The organism is Bradyrhizobium sp. SZCCT0153 (assembly GCF_018129995.1).
Taxonomy (GTDB): Bacteria; Pseudomonadota; Alphaproteobacteria; order Rhizobiales; family Xanthobacteraceae; genus Bradyrhizobium; species Bradyrhizobium japonicum_G.
Genome location: NZ_JAFCKS010000001.1, coordinates 1,296,929 through 1,318,746, shown reverse-complemented (window position 1 = coordinate 1,318,746; position 21,818 = coordinate 1,296,929). Strand labels below are relative to the sequence as shown.

Here is a 21,818-nt window from a genome sequence, read left to right as displayed (position 1 = left end):
TCTCAGTTCACGGCCGACGTCGAAATGTTCAGGGCCTGCCGGCCCGAGGGCAGCGTCGTCACCGGCGAGCGCTTGCGCACGGGATCGCTGCCTTTCGCCATCAGCGGGGCGTTCTTCGGGAGCACCACGACCTTGGCGCCGACACTGACGCGGCTGAACAGGTCGGTGACGTCCTCGTTGGTCATGCGGATGCAGCCGGACGAGACGAACTTGCCGATCGTGGTGGGATCGTTGGTGCCGTGGATGCGGTATTCGCTCGAACCGAGATACATCGCACGCGCGCCGAGCGGATTACCGGGGCCGCCTGCGACGAAGCGCGGCAGATAGGGCTGGCGCGCGATCATCTCGGCCGGCGGATGCCAGTCCGGCCATTCCGCCTTGCGGCTGACGCTCTGCACACCCGACCAGGTGAAGCCCTCGCGGCCGACGCCGACGCCATAGCGAATGGCGCGTCCCTGGCCGAGCACGTAGTAGAGATAGGTGTTGTTGGTATCGATGACGATGGTGCCGGCGGGCTCGCTCCGGTCGAAGCTGACGATCTGCTTGCGCAGGCGATCGGGAAGCGCGGCATCCTCGTCGGGCGCCTGCGATTCCTGACTTGCATAGCCTTGGCTTGCATAGCCCTGGCTTGAATAGCCCTGATCCTGCGGATAGGCCTGTGGCGAATAGGCTTGAGGCTGCATCGGCATATAGCCGAGGGTCTGCGCGCTTGCGGCGCCGAAAGGCACGGCCAGCAAGGCGGTTGCGAACGCGAGAGCGGAGATGCGGCGCGGCGAAAAGCGGCGTCGGACTGCAGAGAACTTCGTCATGGGCTGCCCCGTAGGATGCCTGCATCAGGGTGATGCGCTTTCCATCAAACGCGGCCGAGCCGCTACAAGTTCCGCCGCGGAATGCGGCAGCCGCGTCACAGTCGAGCGATCGTCCCTTCACGAAGCCGCGATGGAACCGGAGCCGCGCTCGCACGTTCCTTAGGCGTCGATGGGCGCCGACCGTAGTTTCCGTGCCGGAGAAGTATTGTGCGCGTCCTCCCCAGTGAACGTCCCATTCCCGGCAATGGCGAGGGCACTCCGCTTCCCGAGAGACCGGGCGAACTTCCGCCGGTGATACGCCGCACCGAATTCGTCGCATTCGCGCTGGCCGGGCTGCTCCTCATCGCAATCGTCACGGTGCTCTATCTCGGAAGGGCGTTCTTTCTGCCGGTGGTGATGGCCTTCGTTACCGGCACGATGCTCTCGCCGGCGGCGACCTTCCTGGAGAAGCGGAAAGTGCCGCGAGGGCTCGCCGCCGCGCTGATCGTGATCGCGGTGACCACCCTGGTCGGCTTCGTCGTCGCGCTGATCGCCTCGCCTGCGATGGAATGGAGCTCGCGCCTGCCCGAACTCGGCGCGAAGTTGAAGGACAAGCTGCACGTGTTCGACCGGCCGCTGGCGCTGTGGCGGGAGCTGCAGGCGATGCTCGGCGGCTCGGAGGGTTTGCCCAGCCTTCAAATGCCGAAATTCGAGTGGGTGCAGCCGACGATCGAATTCCTGTCACCGACCTTTACCGAATTCCTGCTGTTTTTCGTTACCCTGATCCTGTTCATCGCCAGCTGGCGCGATCTGCGGCGGGCGATGATCATGACCTTCGGCGATCATGACGCACGGCTGCGCACCCTGCGCATCCTCAACGAGATCGAAGTCCATCTCGGCAACTACCTCCTGACCGTGACCCTCATCAATGTCGGCGTCGGCGTCGCCGCCGGCATTGTCTGCGCACTCACCGGCATGCCCAATCCGGCCGGCCTCGGCGCCCTCGCGGCCACCCTCAATTTCATTCCGATCATCGGACCGGTCGCAATGTTCGTCATTCTGGTCGTGGTGGGACTTGTCACCTTCCCGACCGTCAGCGGCGGCCTGATGGCGGCGCTCGCCTTCGGCGGCCTTACCTTCCTGGAGGGACATTTCCTCACGCCGACCATCATCGGCCGGCGGCTGGAGCTCAACGCGCTCGCCGTGCTGCTCGCGCTGGCGTTCTGGACCTGGCTGTGGGGCCCGATGGGCGCGTTTCTATCGTCGCCGCTGCTGATCGTCGCCCTGATCCTGAAGGAGCATCTGCTGCCGCAGGATTCGCCGCAGCTTCCGCAGGACTGACTGGTTTCCGCGAACGGAACTTACCCGACGACGAAACGTTTTCCGGCTATCTCAGCCGTCAACAGCTCGGAGCTCCTGATGTCCACGACCAATGCCGAAGCCGGGATGAGAGACTGGACCGACAAAGCCACCAGAGAACGCCTCGAGAAGGATGTAGCAGCCGTGAAAAGCGATATCGCCGCCCTCACCGATCAGATCACCGACGCGCTCAATACTTTTGCCAACTCCTCCAGCAAGCAGGCCCGCCGCGGCTACCGCCAGGCGCGCGAGAACGTGGATTCCGCGATCGACGACGTGTCGGAGCGCGGCAGCGCGATGATGGACGCGGCACAGGAGGCCTACGGCTCGATCGAGGAGACGCTGGAGGACGCGATCACGCAGCGGCCGCTCGCGACCGTCGGGCTTGCGCTCGGAATTGGATTCCTGATCGGCGCGGTCTGGCGCCGCTGAGGTCGCAAATCGATTTCGAGACGGCGGCGCTGCGGCGCCGCCGGGGCTCGGTTGCGACGACCAGGCTTGTGGGGATTTGAGGAGCAAGGCCATGTTTCAGCGCATCATCGACGGGATCAGCGCATCCACCGGCACAACCGTGCGGCTGACCTCGCTCGCTGCGGGCGCGGCGTTCGCTCTCTTCATCACCACATGCTTTCTATGCGCAGCGGCCTTCATCTCGGTGCTGGAAAAATATGGTCCGGTGCAGGCCTGCCTCGCCGGTGCCGGCGTCTTCTTTCTCCTGACCCTGACCGCGGCGCTGAGTTATTGGGCTTACAAGCGTCAGTTGCGCAAGCAAGCTCACATCGCGGCCGAGCGCGCCGCGAAGTCGGCGGCACAGAGCATGCTCGCGGACCCGATGCTGCTCGCAACGGGACTCCAGATCGCTCGCGCCATCGGGGTCAAGCGGCTGCTGCCGATCCTGGCGATCGGCGGCGTCGCCCTGGGAATCATGGCCAGCCGCGCCGGCGTACCCGACGAGACGTCGGCTGAACCCGCCGAGTAGCGGTCAGAGCGCGTTTGAAAATTGCGCCGCAGCGTCGAATAAGCGGGTTCGCGCAAGTTTGGGGGTGGGCCTGCGCAATTTTTCGCCACCGGGGACAAATCCGGCCCTGCTCACGCAAACGCTACTCGGATAGGCAGGTGGTTGCCGGTAAAAGCATCACCCTGATTCCCAAAGCTATTTTACTCAATGAAACCGTCCGTCAAGGCGAACCTCGCCGCATTCCATCACGACGCCAGGCTGTATTTGACGCTCGGCATCGCCAACTGGTCGGTGTTCGTCGATCACATCCCGAACAACGTCGTCAACCTGCTGACGCTGCGCAATTTCGGCTTCAGCGGGGCAGCCGATCTGTTCGTGTTCGTGGTGGGCTATGGCGTCGCGATCATCCACGGCAGGATGGCGCTGGAGCGCGGCTATGTCGTCGCGGCAACGCGAATCTTCCGCCGCGTCTGGCGGCTCTACGCCGCCTATGTCGTGCTGTTCGTGATCTATATCGACACCATCGCCTATGTCGCCTCGCAATCGATGGCGCCCGAGATCATCCACGAATACAACATCTCCGGCATTCTCGACCACCCGCTGCGCACCCTGGTCCGCGGCCTCGTGTTGCAGGAAGAACCGCTGAACCTCGACCTGCTGCAGCTGATGATCCCGCTGATGGCTTTCTTTCCGTTTGCGCTGTGGGGGCTGTTGCGGTGGCCGAACCTGACGCTCGGCGCATCGGTCGCGCTGTATCTTGCCGCGCGCTGGTTCGACTGGAATTTCCGGGTCTATCCGGACCAGGAATGGACCTTCAATCCGCTGTGCTGGCAGATGCTGATGGTGCTGGGCGGCTGGTTCGCCGTGACGGGCGCGCCCGGGCGGGCGCTGCGCGGCATGTCCTGGCTGCGGATCCTCGCTGGGAGCTATCTCGTATTCGCGATGGCGTTCACCTTGATGCGGCATTCGCCGACGTTGTCGGTTTATCTGCCGGACGTCGTCCTCGACAGCATCGCGCCGACCGACAAGGAAAACCTCGCGCCCTACCGCATCGTCCACTTCCTCGCGCTCGCCTTCCTTGCGACCCATCTCATTCCGGCCGATCATCCCGGCCTGCAATTGAAGCCGCTTCAGGCGGTGATCACTTGCGGCGAAGAATGGCTCGCCGTCTTTTGCGCCGCCGTTTTCCTGTCCTTCGCCGGGCATCTCATCCTGATCACAGGCCCGAACCTGGTGGTGATGCAGATCGCGGTGAGCATCGCTGGCTTCGCCGCGATGACTGCGGTCGCCTATTACATCGCCTGGTCCAGACGGCAGGACCTGCCTGCGGCGCTGCGGCAGCAGGCATAGCTCACATAATCGTGCGATTCTGCTAGGCCGAAGGCTGTGGCTGCGCTATTCCGAGTGACTCTGCGTGAGGAGACCGGACGTGGCGATGGCGAAAAGCGGGGGTGACGAGGCTGACAGCGCGCCCCGGCGCGGGAGGCCGCGATCGATCGAGACCACCAACGCCATTCTCGAAAGCGCCTATGCGCTGATGGCCGCCACCGGCCTTGCCGCCACCACCATCGACGCGGTCGCGCGGCACTCCAGCGTCTCCAAGATGACGATCTACAAATGGTGGCCGTCCCGCGAGGCGCTGCTGATCGACGCCTTCCTCCATCATGCCGCGCAGATGCTGCCGCTGCCGCCAGCGAGCTCCGGCAGCCCCGCCGCGCGGGCACGCCGCCATGCCGCGGCCTACGCCGAAGCACTGCAGGGCGAGTTCGGCAAGGTCCAGCTCGCCGTCATCTCCGAATGCATCTCCAAGACCGGCTCGGCGGAGCTGTTCTACGCCCGCTATCTGCAATTCCGCCGCGACGCGCTGATCGAGATGATCGCCGCGGGCCAGAGCGACGGCAGCATCAGCGCGGAAGGACCGCCCCAGGATCTCTACGACGCGATCTATGGCGGCCTGTTCTACCGCTACGTCTTCGGCATCGCGCCGATCACGCCGGCCTACGCGCGGGCTCTGGTTGACCTCGTGTTGCGGCCGAAGAGCTAGCTCCGCACCGGCCGGACCGGTGCAGAGATCTTGTCGGTGCGGTCGCGTTCGGACATGTCGACCACCGTCTCCATCGGCGCGGTCAGCTCGTAGACGTAGGAGACGTCGGTGAAATAGCGCTTGGCGGTGCCGCCGAGCGCCTCGGGGGCGACGCGGTCGAGCAGGATCAGGCCGAAATCGGAATCGGGGCGGCGCGTCGCCTCGCTGGTGTTGAACTCCTCCCATCGGAAATGGAAGACCTCGTCGGTCCCCTCGCCCGTCACCGTCCAGTTCGCGGTGATGTGCGGGTGCTTGCCGACCAGCGACAGGCCCTCATCGGAGTGCGAGGCGAGCTCGAAGAACAGCAGCGACAGGCTCTGCGCCGCCCGCGCGCTGACCGCGATGTCGGGACCTGTGACCGCGATGCGGTCGGCATGCGGGATGGCGCGCGCCTCGAACAGGCCCTTCAGCTTGACGCCCTGCCACTGGCTCTCGCTGAGCAGCGAGACCACGTTGGACATGGCGTGGATGCGGCCGATCAGCAGCTCGCGCGCGACGTCGATGTCCGAGCCGTGGCGCAGCGTGCGCGTCACGATCGACTGGATCACCGCCAGGATGTTCTTGACCCGGTGGTTGAGCTCGTCGATCACAGCCGTCAACCGGCGCTCGAAGCCGATCCGCACCTGGATTTCCCGGCTGAGCCGCAGATTGTTGTAGGCGACATAGCCGAACAGGCCGCACACCATCGCGGTGATCGCAAAGCCGATCGCCGCCACGATGATCGCGGTCTGCTCGGCGCGACGCGCCGAGTTGGTCTTGGCGTAATAGCCGAGTTGCCAGTCGCGAGCGCCGAAGCTCACCGTGCGCGTCGCCGACGGCGCCGGTCCGTCCGCCGCCGTCATGCGGTCCGAGACAACGCCTTGATCATTGGCGACGAGCTCGCCGCCGTCCCTGCGCGGATCCTTCAGCGCGACCGAGAACAGCGACATGTCGTCGTTGGTCAGCATCAGGGAGGCGAGCTCGTAGGAAAAGGTGATGAAGCCTGCCGGCTCAGTCGCACCCTCGGGGATGACGGGAGCGGCCACGATGACGCCGATCGGCCCGCCGCTGCGCAGCAGCGGAATCGGGTCCGAGGCGACCGACCTCTTCTCGACCCTGGCGCGCGTCAGCATGGCGCTGCGCACCTGATCCTGGTCGTAGCTGCGGCCAGGCAGCGCCTTGGTCTCGTTGCTGCGCGGTTCGAGGTCCAACAGCACGTCAATCGGCTGGGTGACGCTCGCCGGGTCGATCGGCTTGTCGTCATAGCTGCGGATCTGCGGATTGGGAAAACCGGCGCTGGCGATGGCGGCCTGCGCCGCGGCAAGCTCGTTCGGCTTCAGGCGAGCGACCCAGCCGGCCACCACGAAATCGGTCTTGAAGGCGTAGATGGCCGAGCGCAGCGGCTCGAGCATGTTCGGCTTGAGCACCGAGGGCGCCCGGAACAGGCCTGAGGCAACCCGTGCGAGCAGCTCGCGCTCGGTCAGCCGGTCCTGGACCAGGCTCGCATGGACGTCGATCGCACGCGCCAGCGCGATCCGGTCCAGCGCCAGCTCCTGGTCGTGGACGCGATAGGCCGCAAGCCCGGAGAGCAAGACCCCGAGCAGAGCGATGAAGCCGATGATGAATCCCAGCCGGACCACGCGACTACTCAGGCGAACGCAGGAGGTCGGCAATAAGCACGGAGCATATGAACGCCGTTCGAACGGCCAGGTGCCGAAACAGGGTGACCCCCGGTGGCGGAGATAATGAAGGAGGAGGCATCAGTACGCAACTTGGGTCGCCTGAGAAGCTTAATCCGTCCGGCCGATGGTCCGGCCGGGACGGATTGGCTCCCCGGGCACCGGAGGTAGTTAATCGCCGTGTCGAAAATTTGTTCCGTGGACGGCACTGCCGCCAGGGCGTTAACGAAGCGAAACGCCTGCGTTAAGTCGTCGCGTCCGTCAGCTGCCCCTTTTCAGGCCGCCTTTGGCCTCGATGAAGCCGATGATGCGGTCGAGGCCCTGGCTCTTCTTCAGGTTGGTCATGACGAACGGACGCTCGCCGCGCATGCGCCTGGCGTCCGTCTCCATCTTTTCCAGGGAAGCGCCGACATGGGGCGCCAGGTCGATCTTGTTGATCACAAGGAGGTCCGACCTTGTGATGCCGGGGCCGCCCTTGGACGGGATCTTGTCGCCGGCCGCGACGTCGATGACGTAGATGGTGAGGTCGGCGAGCTCCGGGGAAAAAGTGGCAGCGAGATTATCTCCGCCGGATTCGATCAGGACGAGATCGAGTCCGGGGAATTTCGCGCGCATGTCCGCCACCGCGGCCAAATTCATCGAAGCGTCTTCGCGGATCGCGGTGTGCGGGCAGCCGCCGGTCTCGACCCCGGCAATGCGGTCCGGCGTCAGCGAGCCCGAGCGCACGAGGAATTCCGCATCCCATTTGGTGTAGATGTCGTTGGTGATCGCCGCGATGTCGTAGCGCTCGCGCATGGTCTTGCAGAGCAGGTCCATCAGCGCGGTCTTGCCCGATCCGACCGGGCCTCCGACGCCGACACGCAAGGGGCCGTGAGAAGTAGACATGTAACTCGCTCTCTCCTGATTGATTTTAGGCCATGCCGCTCATGATCGAAACAGCCGCGTATATTGCGTTTCGTGCCGCAGGCTGGCGAGATCGGCGCGAAACGTCGCGCTGCCGAGGTCGTCCAACGCCGCATTCAGCGCCCGATTGGCGGTCGCGGCGACGGCCGCTTCCAGCCTCACCAGCACGCGCTGGCTGTCGGTCTGGCCGAGCGGAATGAGCCGGCTGGCCGCGGAAATCCAGTTCGAGACCAGCGCATGCAGGAAGGCGTGCAGCGTCGGCGCCAGCGGCACGCCGTGCATCGCGGCAACGACGCCGACCGCCACCGGGTAGACCAGTGGCGTGCGGCATGCCGCAACCATTGCATCCAGCCCTTCCGCATCCCACGCGGCGCGGGCGATGTCGATGAAGGCGCGTCCCTGCGAGGTCGTCTCCAGCTGCCGCTCGCGCGACGGCACGAAGGCGGCGGCGAGCTCGGCGACATCGCTCAAGGTGGCGTCCTCGCCCAGTTCAGTGGCGCGATAGGCATGGACCAGAAACGTCGCATCGCAGAAGCCCGAGCCATCGCCGAGCATCGCATCGAGCCAGTCCGCCAGCGTGGCGGTGTCGGTGATGTCGCCTGCCTCGACCGCCCATTCGATGCCGCTGGAATAGGAGAAACCGCCGACGGGGAACGCCGGCGACAGCCAGGTCATCAGCCGGTACAGCGCCGCCGCCTCGCGCTCTGCGAGATCACCGGCGCCGGCCGGCTCATTTGTGGTCATGAGCATGCTTGTGGCCGTGGTGATGGTCGCCGTGGTCGCAATGCTCGTCGTGGTCATGAGCATGATGATCGTGGCCATGGTCATGCGCGGCATGATCATGATGGTGATGATCGTGCCCGTGATCGTGGTGATCGTGGTCGTGATGGGCATGGTCGTCGTGCCCATGCGCGTGGCCGGCATCGGCATAGGCGCCGCCTTCGGGATCGAACGGCGCATCGATCTCGATCACACGCGCACCGAGGCCTTTCACCATGGCCTCGATGACGTGGTCGCGGCGGATGCGCAGGCCCTTGGCCATGATCTGCGTCGGCAGATGGCGGTTGCCGAGATGCCAGCCGACGCGGATGAGGTGGTGCGGATCGTGGCCACGAATTTCGAGCAGCGGCTCGGGCGCGGCGACCACTTCGACCAGCCGGCCGTCCTCCAGCACCAGCGCATCGCCGCCGCGCAAGGCGACGGCGTTCTCCAGGTCGAGCAGGAATTCGAGCCCCCGCGTTCCCGTCATCGCCATGCGGCGGCGGTGCCGATCGTCGAAATCGAGCACTACCGTATCAGCCGGCGCCTCCGTGAAGCGGTACTGTCCCCTGACCTGCGTTGCCCGGATCATGCGCTTTTACCCCGTTACCGTGTCTCGACCTTCTCGGGCGTGATCACTTCGATCTTCGGCGGCGCCGTAAAACACTTCACCGCGACGCGGCCGAACGTCTTCATGTGCTCCATGGCACGATGGGGCACCAGCGCCTCGGCGTTTTCCCACTGCTCGACGAACACCATCCTGGCGGGATCGGTGACGCTCTCGTGCAGATCATAGGCGATATTGCCGGGCTCTTTCCGCGTCTCCTTGATGCAGGCGGTGGCGGCTGCGATGAATTCGGCGCGCGTTTCGGGCTTGATGGTCAAGGTGGCAACGACGTAGATCACGAGAAATCCTCCCGGCTTTTCTTCTGGATTAAGATACCGGGCGGGACCTTAGACCATGCGGGATCGAACGCAAAACCGGAAAAGCCGGCCCCCGGGACATCCTCCGGAGGCATGCGTTGAGACGCTATTTCAGTACATGAAATATCGCTGAGCCATCGGCAGCACCTCGGCGGGGGCACAGGTGAGCAGTTCGCCGTCGGCGCGGACCTCGTAGGTCTCCGGATCGACCTCGATCTTGGGCGTGGCGTCGTTGTGGATCATGCTCTTCTTCGAGATCCTGCCGCGGGTGTTCTGGACCGCATAGAGCTTCTTGTCGATACCGAGCTTGCGCGCGAGTCCTCCCGTGATCGCCGCCTTCGAGGTGAAGACGACGGAGGAGGCCGTACGCGCCTTGCCGAAGGCGCCGAACATCGGCTGGTAGTGCACCGGCTGCGGCGTCGGGATCGAGGCATTCGGATCGCCCATCGGGGCCGCGACGATCATGCCGCCCTTGACGATGCAGTCGGGCTTGACGCCGAAGAAGGCCGGCGACCACAGCACGAGATCGGCGAGCTTGCCCTTCTCCACCGAGCCGATCAGCTTCGAGACGCCGTGCGCGATCGCGGGGTTGATCGTGTATTTGGCGATGTAGCGCTTGACGCGAAAATTGTCGTTGTCCTTGCCCTTGTCCTGCGGCAACGACCCGCGCTGCTTCTTCATCTTGTCCGCGGTCTGCCAGGTGCGGATGATCACCTCGCCGAGGCGGCCCATGGCCTGGGAGTCCGACGACATCATCGAGAGCGCGCCGAGATCGTGCAAAATGTCTTCGGCGGCGATGGTTTCCTTGCGGATCCGGCTCTCGGCAAACGCCAGATCTTCCGCGATCGAGGGATCGAGGTGATGGCACACCATCAGCATGTCGAGATGCTCGTCGATGGTGTTGCGGGTGAAGGGGCGCGTCGGGTTGGTCGAGGACGGCAGCACATTCTTGAGCCCGGCGACCTTGATGATGTCAGGTGCGTGACCGCCGCCGGCGCCTTCGGTGTGGAAGGCGTGGATGGTGCGGCCCTTGAACGCCTTGATGGTGTCCTCGACGAAGCCGGATTCGTTCAGCGTGTCGGTGTGGATCATCACCTGGATGTCGTAATCATCGGCGACCGACAGGCAGTTGTCGATCGCGGCCGGCGTCGTGCCCCAGTCCTCGTGCAGCTTCAGCGCGCAGGCGCCGCCCTTGATCATCTCGACCAGCGCCGCGGGGCGCGAGGCGTTGCCCTTGCCCGAAATGCCGAGATTGACCGGAAACGCATCGAACGACTGGATCATCCGGCCCATGTGCCACGGGCCCGGGGTGCAGGTGGTGGCGAAGGTGCCGTGTGACGGCCCCGTGCCGCCGCCGAGCATCGAGGTGACGCCGGACATCAGCGCGTGCTCGATCTGCTGCGGGCAGATGAAATGGATGTGGCTGTCGAAGCCGCCAGCAGTGAGGATCTTGCCTTCGCCAGCAATCACGTCGGTGCCGGGGCCGATGACGATGGTGACGCCCGGCTGGATATCGGGATTGCCGGCCTTGCCGATGCCGGCGATCATGCCGTCCTTGATCGCGACGTCGGCCTTCACGATGCCCCAGTGATCGACGATCAAGGCATTGGTGATGACGGTGTCCGCCGCTCCCTGCTTGTTCGTCACCTGCGACTGGCCCATGCCGTCGCGGATCACCTTGCCGCCACCGAACTTCACCTCCTCGCCGTAAGTGGTGAAATCCTTCTCGACCTCGATGATGAGATCGGTGTCGGCGAGCCTGACCTTGTCGCCGGTGGTTGGGCCGAACATGTCGGCATACACGGAACGTTTGATCTTGACGGACATCACAAGCCCCGTTTGCGTTTGAATTGTCGTTCGGCGCTCACAGTGAAGCCCTCGCTGTGAGCACAATATCGTCGAATGTCGTATCGAGCCTGGAGTTTCCGCCGCGGCAACCGGCGACAACCTGCTCGGCCCAGTCAGTGTAGTCGACGAGGTCGTCACGCTCCTCGGCCGTCGGATCGGAATGGACGCGCGCGCCGATATTGCTGATCTTGTCGGCGATCTTGATCAGCTTGGCGTTGGGCGATTTCTTAGGCGCATCGAGCACCTGATGCCGCCGCCGCTCCGGCTTTGGCAGGTTCATATCGTCGGTGCATTCAACGACAAGGGAGGCGACACGTTCGGAGAATGTCTGCGCGAGCTCCTCGCGCGTGGTTTCGGTGTCCTCGATCGAATCATGCAGCCAGCCGGCCGCGACCAGTTCGGCATCCGCACCATCTGTCGCGGTCGCGAGCAGGTTCGCGACCTCCGCGAGATGGTTGATGTAGGGCTCGTTGCCGCGCCCCTTGCGCGCCATTCCGTTGTGACGGCGCGCGGCAAGTTCGGCGGCTTCGGAGATGAGGCGGATTGGCGACAGCATGGCGGTCACAGGACTCCATGTCCGCGCGCGCTGCAAATGCGCGCTGCACGAAATTGCCCCGTCGCTTCCGTCAGCGCCCGGGGCAGACCCCTCTCCCCAACCCTCCCCCGCAAGGGGGGAGGGAGCCTGGATAGCGTGCTCACCTCACCACGAATGAAAGCCTGACAACCGAATGCACACGCCGCACAACGTTGAGTCATGGCTTCTCCTCAGTCTGTGGAGAAGCAGAAGGATAAATATCGTCGCTAGTTAGGGACGCATCCGTGGAAGGGTTCCCTCCCCCCTTGCGGGGGAGGGTTAGGGAGAGGGGTGCCACGGGCTCCGCTGCCTCGAGAATGGAGAGAACGACGCCCTCAAGATTTTTCATCACGTCGTCATTGGTGAAACGCAGCACACGATAGCCACGCGACGCGAACCATTGGTCGCGCCACTCATCGTGCCGGATACGTTCTTCGAACACATGGCTCTCACCATCGAGCTCAACGATAAGCTTGCATGAATGGGCGACGAAATCGGCGATGTAATTGCCCATGGGGGTCTGACGGCGAAAGGCCAGGCCCGCAAGACGATCGGCCTTCAGGTGACGCCACAGCAACGTCTCAGCGCGAGTCATCTCGCGCCTCAATCGTTTGGCGCGGGTTCTTTGCAGTGGAGAGACCTCGTCGTGTGGCATACCCCTCTCCCCAACCCTCCCCCGCAAGGGGGGAGGGAGCGAGACAGCCGTGCTCACCTCACTGTAGATCACTGTGCTCGCCTTAACCTGCCCTACAGCTTCCCCATGACGTCGCCACGAAAACCGTAGATCGTCTTCTTGCCGGCCACAGCCACCAGCTGGACGTCGCGGGTCTGGCCCGGCTCGAAGCGAACGGCGGTGCCGGCGGCGATGTCGAGGCGCATGCCGCGGGCTTTCCTGCGGTCGAACTTCAGCGCCGGGTTGGTCTCGAAGAAATGGTAGTGCGAGCCGACCTGGATCGGGCGGTCGCCGGTGTTGGCGACCGTCAAGGTCACGGTCTTGCGGCCGGCGTTGAGCTCGATCTCGCCGTCCTGGATGAAGAGTTCGCCGGGGATCATGTTCTCGCTCCTACCTGATCGGCTCGTGCACGGTGACGAGCTTGGTGCCGTCCGGAAACGTCGCCTCGACCTGGATGTCGTGGATCATCTCAGGGATGCCCGGCATCACCTGATCACGCGTGAGGACCTGGGCGCCGGACTGCATCAGTTCGGCAACGGTGCGGCCGTCGCGCGCGCCTTCGAGGATGAAATCGGAGATGATCGCGATCGCCTCGGGATGGTTGAGCTTGACGCCGCGATCCAGCCGGCGGCGGGCCACGATGGCCGCCATCGAGATCAGGAGCTTGTCCTTTTCGCGGGGAGACAGGTTCATGCGAAATCTCTTCCGTTCAACACTTCAATTCAACCAGAGCCGGGGCAGCGCCGCACTGGTGCGCGCCAGCACGGCCATCATGTCGGCCCGCAGGCGCGCCGCATCTTGGGCACAGAACCGCGCCATTGCAAATCCATTCCAGGCCGAGATTCCGACCTCGCCGGAAAAGGAATCCGACGCCTCGCGGATGCGCTCGACCAGGGCCTCGTCACCGGGCGCGATCAGCGCCGTTCCGATCGCAGCACCACCCCTGGCAACGGCGGACCGCCCGAGTTTTGCGCCGACATGGCCGTCGAGCCTGACGGTCTCTGCGAACACCAGTCTGCCACCACGACGCAGCCGCCAGCGGTCGACGAACTCGCCCTGCTCCATCCGCTCACCCATGGCGGTGCGGCCGAATACGACGATTTCACAAAGCACGAGCGAGGCGGAATCATCGAGCTCGATGTCGAAGCTGCGGTGAACCCGGGCGCGATCGAACAGGATCGTCTCCTGAGGCAGCCAGCCGAGATGCGCGCCGGCAGCGACCTTCAGGGCGATACTGAGCTGCGCCGCATTCCCGGGCGCACGATAGACCTTCTCGGCCGCCGCCGTAGTCAATGTCAGGCGCGAGCCCTCGCCCGCCACGATGTCGACATCGAAAATGTCGCCGCCGGCAACGCCACCGGCCGTGTTGACGAACACGCCGGAGAGCCCCTCGCCTTCCGGCGAGGGAAAGCGCACACGCAGGGATCCGGACTCATGCAAGGTCCCGCGCCGCGTCACGCCATCGCGCGCATGCACGTCGAAATGCACCGCGCCGCGGGCACGGTTCGCCTCGAAATCCCCAGACGTGACTAAAACGTCGCTGCGCATCCGCCTCCCCAGCCGGTCGCGGCAGAAATAGCCTACAGGGCCATCTGGCGGCTGATTTCGGCCGGGTCGAGATTGGAGCGATCGCAGGCGAATTTCACCGCGCCGCGATCCATCACGGCGAAACTGTCGCCGAGTTCGCAGGCAAAGTCGAGATATTGTTCGACCAGCACGATGGCGATGTTGCCGAGGTTGCGCAGGTAAGAGATGGCGCGGCCGATGTCCTTGATGATCGAGGGCTGGATGCCCTCGGTCGGCTCGTCGAGCAGCAGCAGCTTTGGCCGCATCACCAGCGCACGTCCGATCGCGAGCTGCTGCTGCTGGCCGCCGGAGAGATCGCCGCCGCGCCGGCCGAGCATGCTTTGCAGCACCGGGAACAGCGAGAACACGTCGTCCGGAATGTGCCTGTCCTCACGCTTGAGCGGACCGAAGCCGGTCTTGAGGTTTTCCTCGACCGTCAGAAGAGGAAAGATCTCGCGGCCTTGCGGCACGAAGCCGATGCCCTTGCGCGCCCGCTCATAGGGCTTCAGGGCCGTGATGTCGCTGCCGTCGAGCACGATGGCACCCGAGGAGATCGGATATTGCCCGACCATGGCGCGCAAGAGCGAGGTCTTGCCGACGCCGTTGCGGCCGAGCACGCAGGTGACCTTGCCGGGCTCTGCGGCGATCGAGACGCCGCGCAGCGCCTGCGCCGCGCCGTAGAACAGGTTGATGTCCTTGACCTCAAGCATTGCTCAGCGCCCCAGATACACTTCGATGACCCGCTCGTTGGACGAAACCTGGTCGATGGTTCCCTCCGCGAGCACCGTGCCTTCGTGCAGGCAGGTGACCTTGACGCCGAGCTCGCGCACGAACGTCATGTCGTGCTCGACCACCATCACGGTGTGGGTCTTGTTGATCTCTTTCAGCAGCTCTGCGGTCAGATGAGTCTCGACGTCGGTCATGCCGGCGACGGGCTCGTCCACCAGCAGCAGCTTCGGATCCTGCGCGAGCAGCATGCCGATCTCCAGCCACTGCTTCTGGCCGTGGCTGAGGCTGCCGGCGAGGCGGTTGCGCGCCTCGGTGAGGCGGATCGTCTCCAGCACCTTGTCGATGCGCTCGGACTCCGGCCTGCTGCCGCGCCAGAACAGCGTGCCCTTGACGCTGTGATCGACATTGAGCGCGAGCAGGAGATTGTCCTGCACGGTCTGGCTCTCGAACACGGTCGGCTTCTGGAATTTGCGACCGATGCCGAGTTCGGCGATACGGGTCTCGTCGAGCCGCGTCAGGTCGGTGACGCCGTCGAACAGCACCGTGCCTTCGTCGGGCTTGGTCTTGCCGGTGATGATATCCATCATCGTGGTCTTGCCGGCGCCGTTGGGGCCGATGATGGCGCGCATCTCGCCGGGCGCGAGCGTCAGCGACAGATTGTTGATGGCGTGGAAGCCGTCGAACGAGACGTGCACGCCGTCGAGGTAGAGCATCGCGGAGGTCGCGCGGGTGTCCATGACGTTCATGACCGGCTACTCCGCCATCTTGGGTTCGGTGATGCCGTCTTCCGCCGCTGCGCTCGCGGTCGTCGCGGCGGCGGCGCGCTTCTCCTTCGACTGATCCCACCAGGCGTTGAAGGTGCCGACGATGCCCTTGGGCAGCAACAGCGTCACCAGGATGAACATCGCGCCCAGCATGAACAACCAGTACGGCGCCAGCATGCCCGAGGTGAAGAACGTCTTGGCGTAGTTGACGACGACCGCACCGAGCGCCGCGCCGACCAGGGTGCCGCGGCCGCCGACCGCGACCCAGATCACCGCTTCGATCGAATTGCCCGGCGCGAATTCGGATGGGTTGATGATGCCGACCTGCGGCACATAGAGCGCCCCGGCGACGCCGGCCATGCAGGCCGACAACGTGAACACGAACAGCTTGTAGGATTCGACGCGGTAGCCGAGGAAGCGGCTGCGCGATTCCGCGTCGCGGATTGCGATCAGGACCTTGCCGAGCTTGGAGGACACCACGGAGCGGCAGATCAGGAAGCTTGCGATCAGCGCCAGGCAGCTCAGCGCGAACAGCGCGGCGCGGGTGCCTTCGGCCTGGACGTTGAAGCCCAGGATGTCCTTGAAGTCGGTGAGGCCGTTGTTGCCGCCGAAGCCGAAATCGTTGCGGAAGAAGGCGAGCAGGAGCGCGTAGGTCATCGCCTGCGTGATGATCGACAGATACACGCCGGTGACGCGGGAGCGGAAGGCGAGCCAGCCGAAGCAGAAGGCGAGCAGGCCGGGCACGACCAGCACCATCAGCGCCGCGAACCAGAACATGTCGAAGCCGTACCAGTACCAGGGCAGCTTCGAATAGTTCAGGAACACCATGAAATCGGGCAGGATCGGGTTGCCGTAGACGCCGCGGGTGCCGATCTGCCGCATCAGGTACATGCCCATCGCGTAGCCGCCGAGCGCGAAGAAGGCACCGTGACCGAGCGAGAGGATGCCGCAATAGCCCCAGATCAGATCGATCGAGAGCGCGAGGATCGCGTAGCAGACGTACTTGCCCCAGAGCGCGACGAGATAGGTTGGCACTTGCAGGAACGAGCCCGCGGGCAGCAGCAGGTTGGAGAGCGGGATCAGGATGCCGCAGGCCACGACGATGGCGAGGAAGATGGTCGCGCCGCGGTCCAGCGATCGCGTCAGCATGTGAGGGGTCATGCTTCCACCGCACGGCCCTTGAGCGCGAACAGGCCGCGCGGGCGTTTTTGAATGAAGAGGATGATGAGAACAAGGATGGCGATCTTGCCGAGCACGGCACCGGCGACCGGCTCCAGGAACTTGTTGGCGATGCCGAGCGTGAAGGCGCCGACCAGCGTGCCCCAGAGATTGCCGACCCCGCCGAACACCACGACCATGAAGCTGTCGATGATGTAGCTCTGGCCGAGATTGGGACTGACATTGTCGATCTGCGACAGCGCCACGCCGGCGATGCCGGCAATGCCCGAGCCGAGCCCGAAGGTCAGCGCGTCGACGCGCGAGGTCGCGATGCCCATCGAGGCCGCCATGCGGCGATTCTGGGTCACCGCGCGCATCTCGAGGCCAAGCGCGGTATAGCGCAGCATCGCGAGCAGGATCGCAAACACCGCGAGCGTGAAGACCAGGATCCAGAGGCGGTTATAGGTGATGGTGATCTGGCCGAGCTCGAACGCGCCGCTCATCCAGGAGGGGTTGCCGACCTCGCGGTTGGTCGGACCGAACATGGTGCGCACCGCCTGCTGCAGCACCAGCGACAGGCCCCAGGTCGCGAGCAGCGTCTCCAGCGGACGCCCATAGAGGAAGCGGATGATGCTGCGTTCGATCAGCACGCCGATCGCGCCGGCGACGAGGAAGGCGAGCGGCACCGCGATCAGCAGCGAATAGTCGAACAGGCCGGGATAGCTGGTGCGGATCACCTCCTGCACCACGAAAGTGGTGTAGGCGCCGATCATCACCATCTCGCCATGGGCCATGTTGATCACGCCCATCACGCCGAAGGTGATGGCGAGGCCGATCGCGGCGAGCAGCAACACCGAGCCGAGCGAGAGGCCGTACCAGGCATTCTGAACCATGGACCAGACCGCGAGCGAGCTCTGGATCGAGCCGATCGCGCTGGCGGCCGCCTTGGTCACCGAGGCCGGCTGGTCGCCCATACCGGTGAGCAGCGCCAGCGCTTCCTGGTCGCCACGCGCCTTGAGGGTGGCGACCGCCTCGAGCTTCTCGACCTCGGTGGCGTCGGACTTGAACAACAGGATTGCCGCGCGGGCATCGACCAGCGCGGCCTTGACGGATCGGTTGGTTTCCTTGGCGAGCGCGCCGTCGACGGCTTCGAGCGCCGTCTCCTCATGCGACTTGAAGACGGATTGCGCGGCCTGGAGGCGCACTCCGAGATCCGGCGACTGCAGCGTCAGGCTGCCGACCGCGGCGTCGACGCTGCGGCGCAGGCGGTTGTTGAGGCGGACCGCGCTCGCGCTGTCGGGAACGCTGGCGACCGGCTCGCCGGTTGCGGCATCGATCGACTTGCCGTCGGCGCCGGTGACGTAAACCTTCTTGCTTTCAGGATCGGCCATGAGGCGGCCGTCCTGGAGCGCGCTGATGATGGGGAAGGCCAGCTTGTTGCCGCTGCTCGCGACCACGCCGATCGCCTCTTCCGTCTCGGAATAATCATCGTTGGCGAATTTGGCGACGGCGTCCTCGAACGGACCGGCAAAGGCCGGCAGTGCGAACGCGATCAGGAACAACGAGAGGACAAAGGTGCAGAGACGGGCGGACAAATGGGCTGGCACTGTGAATGACCCCGGCAGAAAGGAGTGGAGAAGGCGGCGGGATCGCCGCCTTCTCCGATCGTGTAACGGAGCGTCAGGTCCGGATCAGGAGCCCGAGCCGAGGCACTTGTTGGTCTTGGTGTTGAAGTTGCCGCACTTCTTGCCGACCCAGTCGCCGATCAGGTCCTTGGAGCCGTCGAGCTCTTTCGACCAGGCATCGCCAGCAACGAGACCCGGGGTCTTCCAGACCACGTCGAACTGGCCGTTGCCCTTGATCTCGCCGATGAACACCGGCTTGGTGATGTGGTGGTTCGGCAGCATCTTCGACACGCCACCGGTCAGGTTCGGCGCTTCGATGCCGGGAAGCGCGTCGATCACCTTGTCCGGATCGGTCGACTTCACCTTCTCGACGGCCTTCACCCACATGTTGAAGCCGATCACGTGCGCTTCCATCGGGTCGTTGGTCACGCGCTTCGGATTCTTGGTGTAGGCCTGCCAGTCCTTGATGAACTTCTCGTTCGCCGGGGTCTTGATCGATTCGAAGTAGTTCCAGGCGGCGAGATGGCCGAGCAGCGGCTTGGTGTCGATGCCGGCGAGTTCTTCCTCACCCACCGAGAACGCGACCACCGGGATGTCCTTCGCCTTGATGCCCTGGTTGCCGAGCTCCTTGTAGAAGGGGACGTTGGCGTCGCCGTTGATGGTCGAGACCACCGCGGTCTTCTTGCCGGCCGAGCCGAACTTCTTGATGTCGGCCACGATCGTCTGCCAGTCGGAATGACCGAACGGCGTGTAGTTGATCATGATGTCTTCCTGGGCGACACCCTTGGACTTCAGATAGGCTTCCAGGATCTTGTTGGTGGTGCGCGGATAGACGTAGTCGGTGCCCGCGAGCACCCAGCGCTTCACCTTCTCTTCCTTCATCAGGTAGTCGACGGCGGGGATCGCCTGCTGGTTCGGCGCAGCACCGGTGTAGAACACGTTGCGCTCGCTCTCCTCGCCCTCGTACTGCACGGGGTAGAACAGGATGTTGTTCAACTCCTTGAAGACCGGGAGCACCGACTTGCGCGACACCGAGGTCCAGCAGCCGAACACGACCGCGACCTTGTCCTTGGTGATCAGCTCGCGCGCCTTCTCGGCGAACAGCGGCCAGTTCGAGGCGGGATCGACGACGACGGCTTCGAGCTTCTTGCCCAGCACGCCGCCCTTCTTGTTCTGCTCATCGATCAGGAAGAGGATAGTGTCCTTCAGCGTGGTTTCGCTGATGGCCATGGTGCCGGAGAGGGAGTGAAGCACGCCGACCTTGATGGTGTCGTCGGCGGCCTTGGCGCCGGTCAATGAAGCCAGACCGAGCATCAGTCCGGCGGTCGCGGCGAGCACGCCGCGGCGGCTAAATGACGCCGCTATATCGTGAGTGGATTTGTTAAGCATGAGTATCTCATCTCCCTGACGCAGACGTGAAAAAGACGCTGCGAAACGGCCCCACGGCCGCCTGCGATTAACGGATTCGCAAGAACCATGCCATGGAGTAAACACCACTCAAACCATTGTTTTTGTTTATAAAATAGATCTAAAACAAAGTTTCGCCGCAACCGCTTCGCCTAAACGATGGGCAATTTAAATGTATGCGAAAGCGGCAGGCAGATTATTTTATGAGCAAATTGCGGACTCTGGCTAAAATTCCGGCATAACTATTTCTGCACCGCAATCGCGGTTTGCGGCAGACTTGCCTTGAAAGCGCCCCTTCGATGTTCCATATGGAGCGCGAGGCCTCTTGCGAATCAAGAGACCGTTGCGAGCCGCGTGTTCTTAAGCCCTTACGGGCGTCTGGCTTGCCCCATCCCATCAAGCCATCCGACACCCCAAACACGCAGGTGTCTTCACGACACCCTTTTGCGCGCGCCGCGCCGAATGCGCCGGGCGCCCGCTTTTGACATGGAAAGAACCCCCTTTTGACTTCGTTTCAGGACTTCGGCCTCGCCGAACCCATCTCCCGTGCTCTCGCCGACGAGAACTACGTCACCCCCACCCCCATCCAGGCCCAGACCATTCCGACCGCGCTGACCGGCCGTGACGTCGTCGGCATCGCCCAGACCGGAACCGGCAAGACCGCGGCCTTCGCGCTGCCGATCCTTCACCGCCTGCTCGAGAACCGCATCAAGCCGCAGCCGAAGACGGCCCGCGTCCTGGTGCTGTCGCCCACGCGCGAACTGTCGGGCCAGATCCTCGACAGCTTCAACGCCTATGGCCGCCACGTCCGCCTGTCCTCGACACTCGCCATCGGCGGCGTGCCGATGGGGCGTCAGGTCCGCTCACTGATGCAGGGCGTCGAGGTGCTGGTCGCCACTCCCGGCCGCCTGCTCGACCTCGTGCAGAGCAACGGCTTGAGGCTTGGAAGCGTCGAATTCCTCGTGCTCGACGAGGCCGACCGCATGCTCGACATGGGCTTCATCAACGACATCCGCAAAATCGTCGCCAAGCTGCCGATCAAGCGGCAGACGCTGTTCTTCTCGGCCACCATGCCGAAGGACATCGCCGAGCTTGCCGACGCCATGCTGCGTGATCCCGCCCGCGTCGCGGTGACTCCGGTGTCCTCGACCGTGGAGCGCATCCAGCAGCGCATCATCCAGGTCGACTTCTCCGCGAAGCCGGCGTTCCTCGCCCAGCTGTTGAAACAGGAGCCGGTCAACCGCGCACTGGTTTTCACCCGCACCAAGCACGGCGCCGACAAGGTGGTGAAAACCCTTGAGAAGGCCGGCATCGCCGCCAGCGCCATCCACGGCAACAAGTCGCAGAACCATCGCGAACGGACGCTCGCCCAGTTCCGCTCCGGCGACATCCGCACGCTGGTTGCCACCGATATCGCCGCCCGCGGCATCGATGTCGACGGCATCACTCACGTCATCAATTTCGACCTGCCCAACGTGCCCGAGACCTACGTGCACCGCATCGGCCGCACCGCGCGTGCCGGCGCCGAAGGCACCGCCATCTCGCTGGTCGCAGGCGGCGAGGAGCTCAGCTATCTCCGCGACATCGAGCGGCTGATCAAGGTGACGCTGTCGCGCGAGGATCATCGCACCGACGCCGGCCGCCGCGATGCAGGTCCTCCCCCGGCGCAGCAACGACAGGGCCGGCCGGGCCGCCCCGGCCAGCGTTCGCAAGGCGCTCGGCACGGTGACGGACGGCGCGCCGACGAAAGGCATGCCGACGGGCGCCACCACAGTGCCGGCAAGCAGGGCGACGGAAGGCCCGGCGAAGGACGGCATGGCGACGCCAGGCATGTTGACGGCCGCCCCGGCGGTGGCCCCAACGGCTCGAAGGCATCTCGTCGCGGCCGCTCCGGCGGCAAGGCGCATTCTTCGCCAAACGGCCGTCCGGAACAGCGTTCCGCGCATAGCGCCGGGGCGCCTGATGGGATACAAGGCGTTGCCTTTTTGCGCCGCGAGAGTCGGCCGAACAGCCAACCGAACCGCAAACCCCATTCGCACTAG

Annotated in this window: 23 protein-coding genes; 6 read left to right on the top strand and 17 right to left on the bottom strand. The window is 64.5% G+C overall.

All coding sequences use genetic code 11. From position 1 onward, the window contains the following. Nucleotides 1-2: 2 nt before the first annotated feature. Nucleotides 3-809, bottom strand: coding sequence for a L,D-transpeptidase (locus JQ572_RS06400; RefSeq protein ID WP_211382091.1), 807 nt, complete (start codon nucleotides 807-809; stop codon nucleotides 3-5). Between the two features lie 207 nt (nucleotides 810-1,016). Here JQ572_RS06400 and JQ572_RS06395 point away from each other — a divergent pair, with 207 nt between their 5' ends. The 5 genes from JQ572_RS06395 to JQ572_RS06375 all read left to right on the top strand — a co-directional run bounded on the left by JQ572_RS06395 (nucleotide 1,017) and on the right by JQ572_RS06375 (nucleotide 5,149). Further along, nucleotides 1,017-2,129 (top strand): AI-2E family transporter, encoded by a 1,113-nt coding sequence (locus JQ572_RS06395; RefSeq protein ID WP_211382090.1) that lies wholly within the window; start codon nucleotides 1,017-1,019, stop codon nucleotides 2,127-2,129. A gap of 78 nt (nucleotides 2,130-2,207) precedes the next feature. After that, entirely contained in the window at nucleotides 2,208-2,579 is a 372-nt protein-coding gene (locus tag JQ572_RS06390; RefSeq protein ID WP_211382089.1) for an ElaB/YgaM/YqjD family protein, read from the top strand. A 91-nt stretch (nucleotides 2,580-2,670) separates the two neighbouring features. Next, complete coding sequence (locus JQ572_RS06385; RefSeq protein ID WP_211382088.1) at nucleotides 2,671-3,126, top strand: hypothetical protein; 456 nt, start codon at nucleotides 2,671-2,673, stop codon at nucleotides 3,124-3,126. 186 nt (nucleotides 3,127-3,312) lie between these two features. Further along, a complete protein-coding gene (locus JQ572_RS06380; protein ID WP_211382087.1) occupies nucleotides 3,313-4,455 on the top strand; it encodes an OpgC domain-containing protein in 1,143 nt (380 codons plus the stop codon). 85 nt (nucleotides 4,456-4,540) lie between these two features. Beyond that, entirely contained in the window at nucleotides 4,541-5,149 is a 609-nt protein-coding gene (locus JQ572_RS06375; protein WP_211382430.1) for a TetR/AcrR family transcriptional regulator, read from the top strand. On the opposite strand, the gene JQ572_RS06370 is transcribed toward JQ572_RS06375, so the two are convergent. From JQ572_RS06370 to urtA, 16 genes are all read right to left on the bottom strand, one after another. Continuing rightward, nucleotides 5,146-6,807 (bottom strand): CHASE domain-containing protein, encoded by a 1,662-nt coding sequence (locus JQ572_RS06370; protein ID WP_211382086.1) that lies wholly within the window; start codon nucleotides 6,805-6,807, stop codon nucleotides 5,146-5,148. The two genes, JQ572_RS06375 and JQ572_RS06370, sit on opposite strands and share 4 nt — an antisense overlap. Before the next feature lie 300 nt (nucleotides 6,808-7,107). Continuing rightward, nucleotides 7,108-7,731: an urease accessory protein UreG gene (gene ureG / locus JQ572_RS06365; protein ID WP_211382085.1), complete on the bottom strand. Its 624-nt coding sequence runs from the start codon at nucleotides 7,729-7,731 to the stop codon at nucleotides 7,108-7,110. Between the two features lie 39 nt (nucleotides 7,732-7,770). Next, nucleotides 7,771-8,499 carry an urease accessory protein UreF gene (locus JQ572_RS06360; RefSeq protein WP_211382429.1) on the bottom strand — a complete coding sequence of 243 codons (729 nt, stop codon included), beginning with the start codon at nucleotides 8,497-8,499 and terminating at the stop codon, nucleotides 7,771-7,773. Further along, the gene (ureE, locus tag JQ572_RS06355) at nucleotides 8,480-9,100 is read right to left on the bottom strand and encodes an urease accessory protein UreE (RefSeq protein WP_211382084.1); all 621 of its coding nucleotides are present in this window, start codon (nucleotides 9,098-9,100) and stop codon (nucleotides 8,480-8,482) included. The genes JQ572_RS06360 and ureE overlap by 20 nt, the downstream gene beginning before the upstream one ends. A gap of 14 nt (nucleotides 9,101-9,114) precedes the next feature. Next, the gene (locus JQ572_RS06350) at nucleotides 9,115-9,414 is read right to left on the bottom strand and encodes a putative quinol monooxygenase (RefSeq protein WP_211382083.1); all 300 of its coding nucleotides are present in this window, start codon (nucleotides 9,412-9,414) and stop codon (nucleotides 9,115-9,117) included. A gap of 129 nt (nucleotides 9,415-9,543) precedes the next feature. Further along, nucleotides 9,544-11,259: an urease subunit alpha gene (gene ureC, locus JQ572_RS06345; RefSeq protein WP_211382082.1), complete on the bottom strand. Its 1,716-nt coding sequence runs from the start codon at nucleotides 11,257-11,259 to the stop codon at nucleotides 9,544-9,546. A gap of 37 nt (nucleotides 11,260-11,296) precedes the next feature. Beyond that, entirely contained in the window at nucleotides 11,297-11,836 is a 540-nt protein-coding gene (locus JQ572_RS06340; RefSeq protein WP_211382081.1) for an HD domain-containing protein, read from the bottom strand. 196 nt (nucleotides 11,837-12,032) lie between these two features. Then, entirely contained in the window at nucleotides 12,033-12,509 is a 477-nt protein-coding gene (locus tag JQ572_RS06335) for an endonuclease domain-containing protein (RefSeq protein ID WP_249128826.1), read from the bottom strand. A 92-nt stretch (nucleotides 12,510-12,601) separates the two neighbouring features. Continuing rightward, the gene (locus tag JQ572_RS06330; protein WP_211382079.1) at nucleotides 12,602-12,907 is read right to left on the bottom strand and encodes an urease subunit beta; all 306 of its coding nucleotides are present in this window, start codon (nucleotides 12,905-12,907) and stop codon (nucleotides 12,602-12,604) included. Nucleotides 12,908-12,917: 10 nt separating this feature from the next. Further along, the gene (locus tag JQ572_RS06325) at nucleotides 12,918-13,220 is read right to left on the bottom strand and encodes an urease subunit gamma (protein WP_007605424.1); all 303 of its coding nucleotides are present in this window, start codon (nucleotides 13,218-13,220) and stop codon (nucleotides 12,918-12,920) included. A gap of 24 nt (nucleotides 13,221-13,244) precedes the next feature. Next, on the bottom strand, nucleotides 13,245-14,075 hold the full coding sequence (locus JQ572_RS06320) for an urease accessory protein UreD (protein WP_211382078.1): 831 nt from the start codon (nucleotides 14,073-14,075) through the stop codon (nucleotides 13,245-13,247). A 32-nt stretch (nucleotides 14,076-14,107) separates the two neighbouring features. Beyond that, nucleotides 14,108-14,803, bottom strand: a complete 696-nt coding sequence (gene urtE / locus JQ572_RS06315) for an urea ABC transporter ATP-binding subunit UrtE (protein ID WP_211382077.1) — start codon at nucleotides 14,801-14,803, stop codon at nucleotides 14,108-14,110. A gap of 3 nt (nucleotides 14,804-14,806) precedes the next feature. Continuing rightward, nucleotides 14,807-15,568 (bottom strand): urea ABC transporter ATP-binding protein UrtD, encoded by a 762-nt coding sequence (urtD, locus tag JQ572_RS06310; RefSeq protein ID WP_211382076.1) that lies wholly within the window; start codon nucleotides 15,566-15,568, stop codon nucleotides 14,807-14,809. 6 nt (nucleotides 15,569-15,574) lie between these two features. Further along, nucleotides 15,575-16,747: an urea ABC transporter permease subunit UrtC gene (urtC, locus tag JQ572_RS06305; protein ID WP_211382075.1), complete on the bottom strand. Its 1,173-nt coding sequence runs from the start codon at nucleotides 16,745-16,747 to the stop codon at nucleotides 15,575-15,577. Then, nucleotides 16,744-18,351: an urea ABC transporter permease subunit UrtB gene (urtB, locus tag JQ572_RS06300; RefSeq protein WP_211382074.1), complete on the bottom strand. Its 1,608-nt coding sequence runs from the start codon at nucleotides 18,349-18,351 to the stop codon at nucleotides 16,744-16,746. Before urtB ends, urtC begins: the two co-directional genes overlap by 4 nt. An 84-nt stretch (nucleotides 18,352-18,435) precedes the next feature. Continuing rightward, complete coding sequence (gene urtA, locus JQ572_RS06295; RefSeq protein WP_211382073.1) at nucleotides 18,436-19,758, bottom strand: urea ABC transporter substrate-binding protein; 1,323 nt, start codon at nucleotides 19,756-19,758, stop codon at nucleotides 18,436-18,438. A 521-nt stretch (nucleotides 19,759-20,279) separates the two neighbouring features. On the opposite strand from urtA, the gene JQ572_RS06290 reads away from it, so the two are divergent. Further along, entirely contained in the window at nucleotides 20,280-21,818 is a 1,539-nt protein-coding gene (locus JQ572_RS06290; RefSeq protein WP_211382072.1) for a DEAD/DEAH box helicase, read from the top strand.

Coding starts and splice junctions, on each gene's coding strand:
- JQ572_RS06330 (WP_211382079.1), bottom strand. CDS start 12,907: ATGATCCCCGGCGAACTCTTCATCCAGGACGGCGAGATCGAGCTCAAC.
- ureE (WP_211382084.1), bottom strand. CDS start 9,100: ATGATCCGGGCAACGCAGGTCAGGGGACAGTACCGCTTCACGGAGGCG.
- JQ572_RS06335 (WP_249128826.1), bottom strand. CDS start 12,509: ATGCCACACGACGAGGTCTCTCCACTGCAAAGAACCCGCGCCAAACGA.
- urtE (WP_211382077.1), bottom strand. CDS start 14,803: ATGCTTGAGGTCAAGGACATCAACCTGTTCTACGGCGCGGCGCAGGCG.
- JQ572_RS06320 (WP_211382078.1), bottom strand. CDS start 14,075: ATGCGCAGCGACGTTTTAGTCACGTCTGGGGATTTCGAGGCGAACCGT.
- urtC (WP_211382075.1), bottom strand. CDS start 16,747: ATGACCCCTCACATGCTGACGCGATCGCTGGACCGCGGCGCGACCATC.
- ureC (WP_211382082.1), bottom strand. CDS start 11,259: ATGTCCGTCAAGATCAAACGTTCCGTGTATGCCGACATGTTCGGCCCA.
- JQ572_RS06380 (WP_211382087.1), top strand. CDS start 3,313: ATGAAACCGTCCGTCAAGGCGAACCTCGCCGCATTCCATCACGACGCC.
- JQ572_RS06360 (WP_211382429.1), bottom strand. CDS start 8,499: ATGCTCATGACCACAAATGAGCCGGCCGGCGCCGGTGATCTCGCAGAG.
- JQ572_RS06325 (WP_007605424.1), bottom strand. CDS start 13,220: ATGAACCTGTCTCCCCGCGAAAAGGACAAGCTCCTGATCTCGATGGCG.
- JQ572_RS06390 (WP_211382089.1), top strand. CDS start 2,208: ATGTCCACGACCAATGCCGAAGCCGGGATGAGAGACTGGACCGACAAA.
- urtA (WP_211382073.1), bottom strand. CDS start 19,758: ATGCTTAACAAATCCACTCACGATATAGCGGCGTCATTTAGCCGCCGC.
- JQ572_RS06385 (WP_211382088.1), top strand. CDS start 2,671: ATGTTTCAGCGCATCATCGACGGGATCAGCGCATCCACCGGCACAACC.
- urtD (WP_211382076.1), bottom strand. CDS start 15,568: ATGAACGTCATGGACACCCGCGCGACCTCCGCGATGCTCTACCTCGAC.
- ureG (WP_211382085.1), bottom strand. CDS start 7,731: ATGTCTACTTCTCACGGCCCCTTGCGTGTCGGCGTCGGAGGCCCGGTC.
- JQ572_RS06340 (WP_211382081.1), bottom strand. CDS start 11,836: ATGCTGTCGCCAATCCGCCTCATCTCCGAAGCCGCCGAACTTGCCGCG.
- JQ572_RS06400 (WP_211382091.1), bottom strand. CDS start 809: ATGACGAAGTTCTCTGCAGTCCGACGCCGCTTTTCGCCGCGCCGCATC.
- JQ572_RS06375 (WP_211382430.1), top strand. CDS start 4,541: ATGGCGAAAAGCGGGGGTGACGAGGCTGACAGCGCGCCCCGGCGCGGG.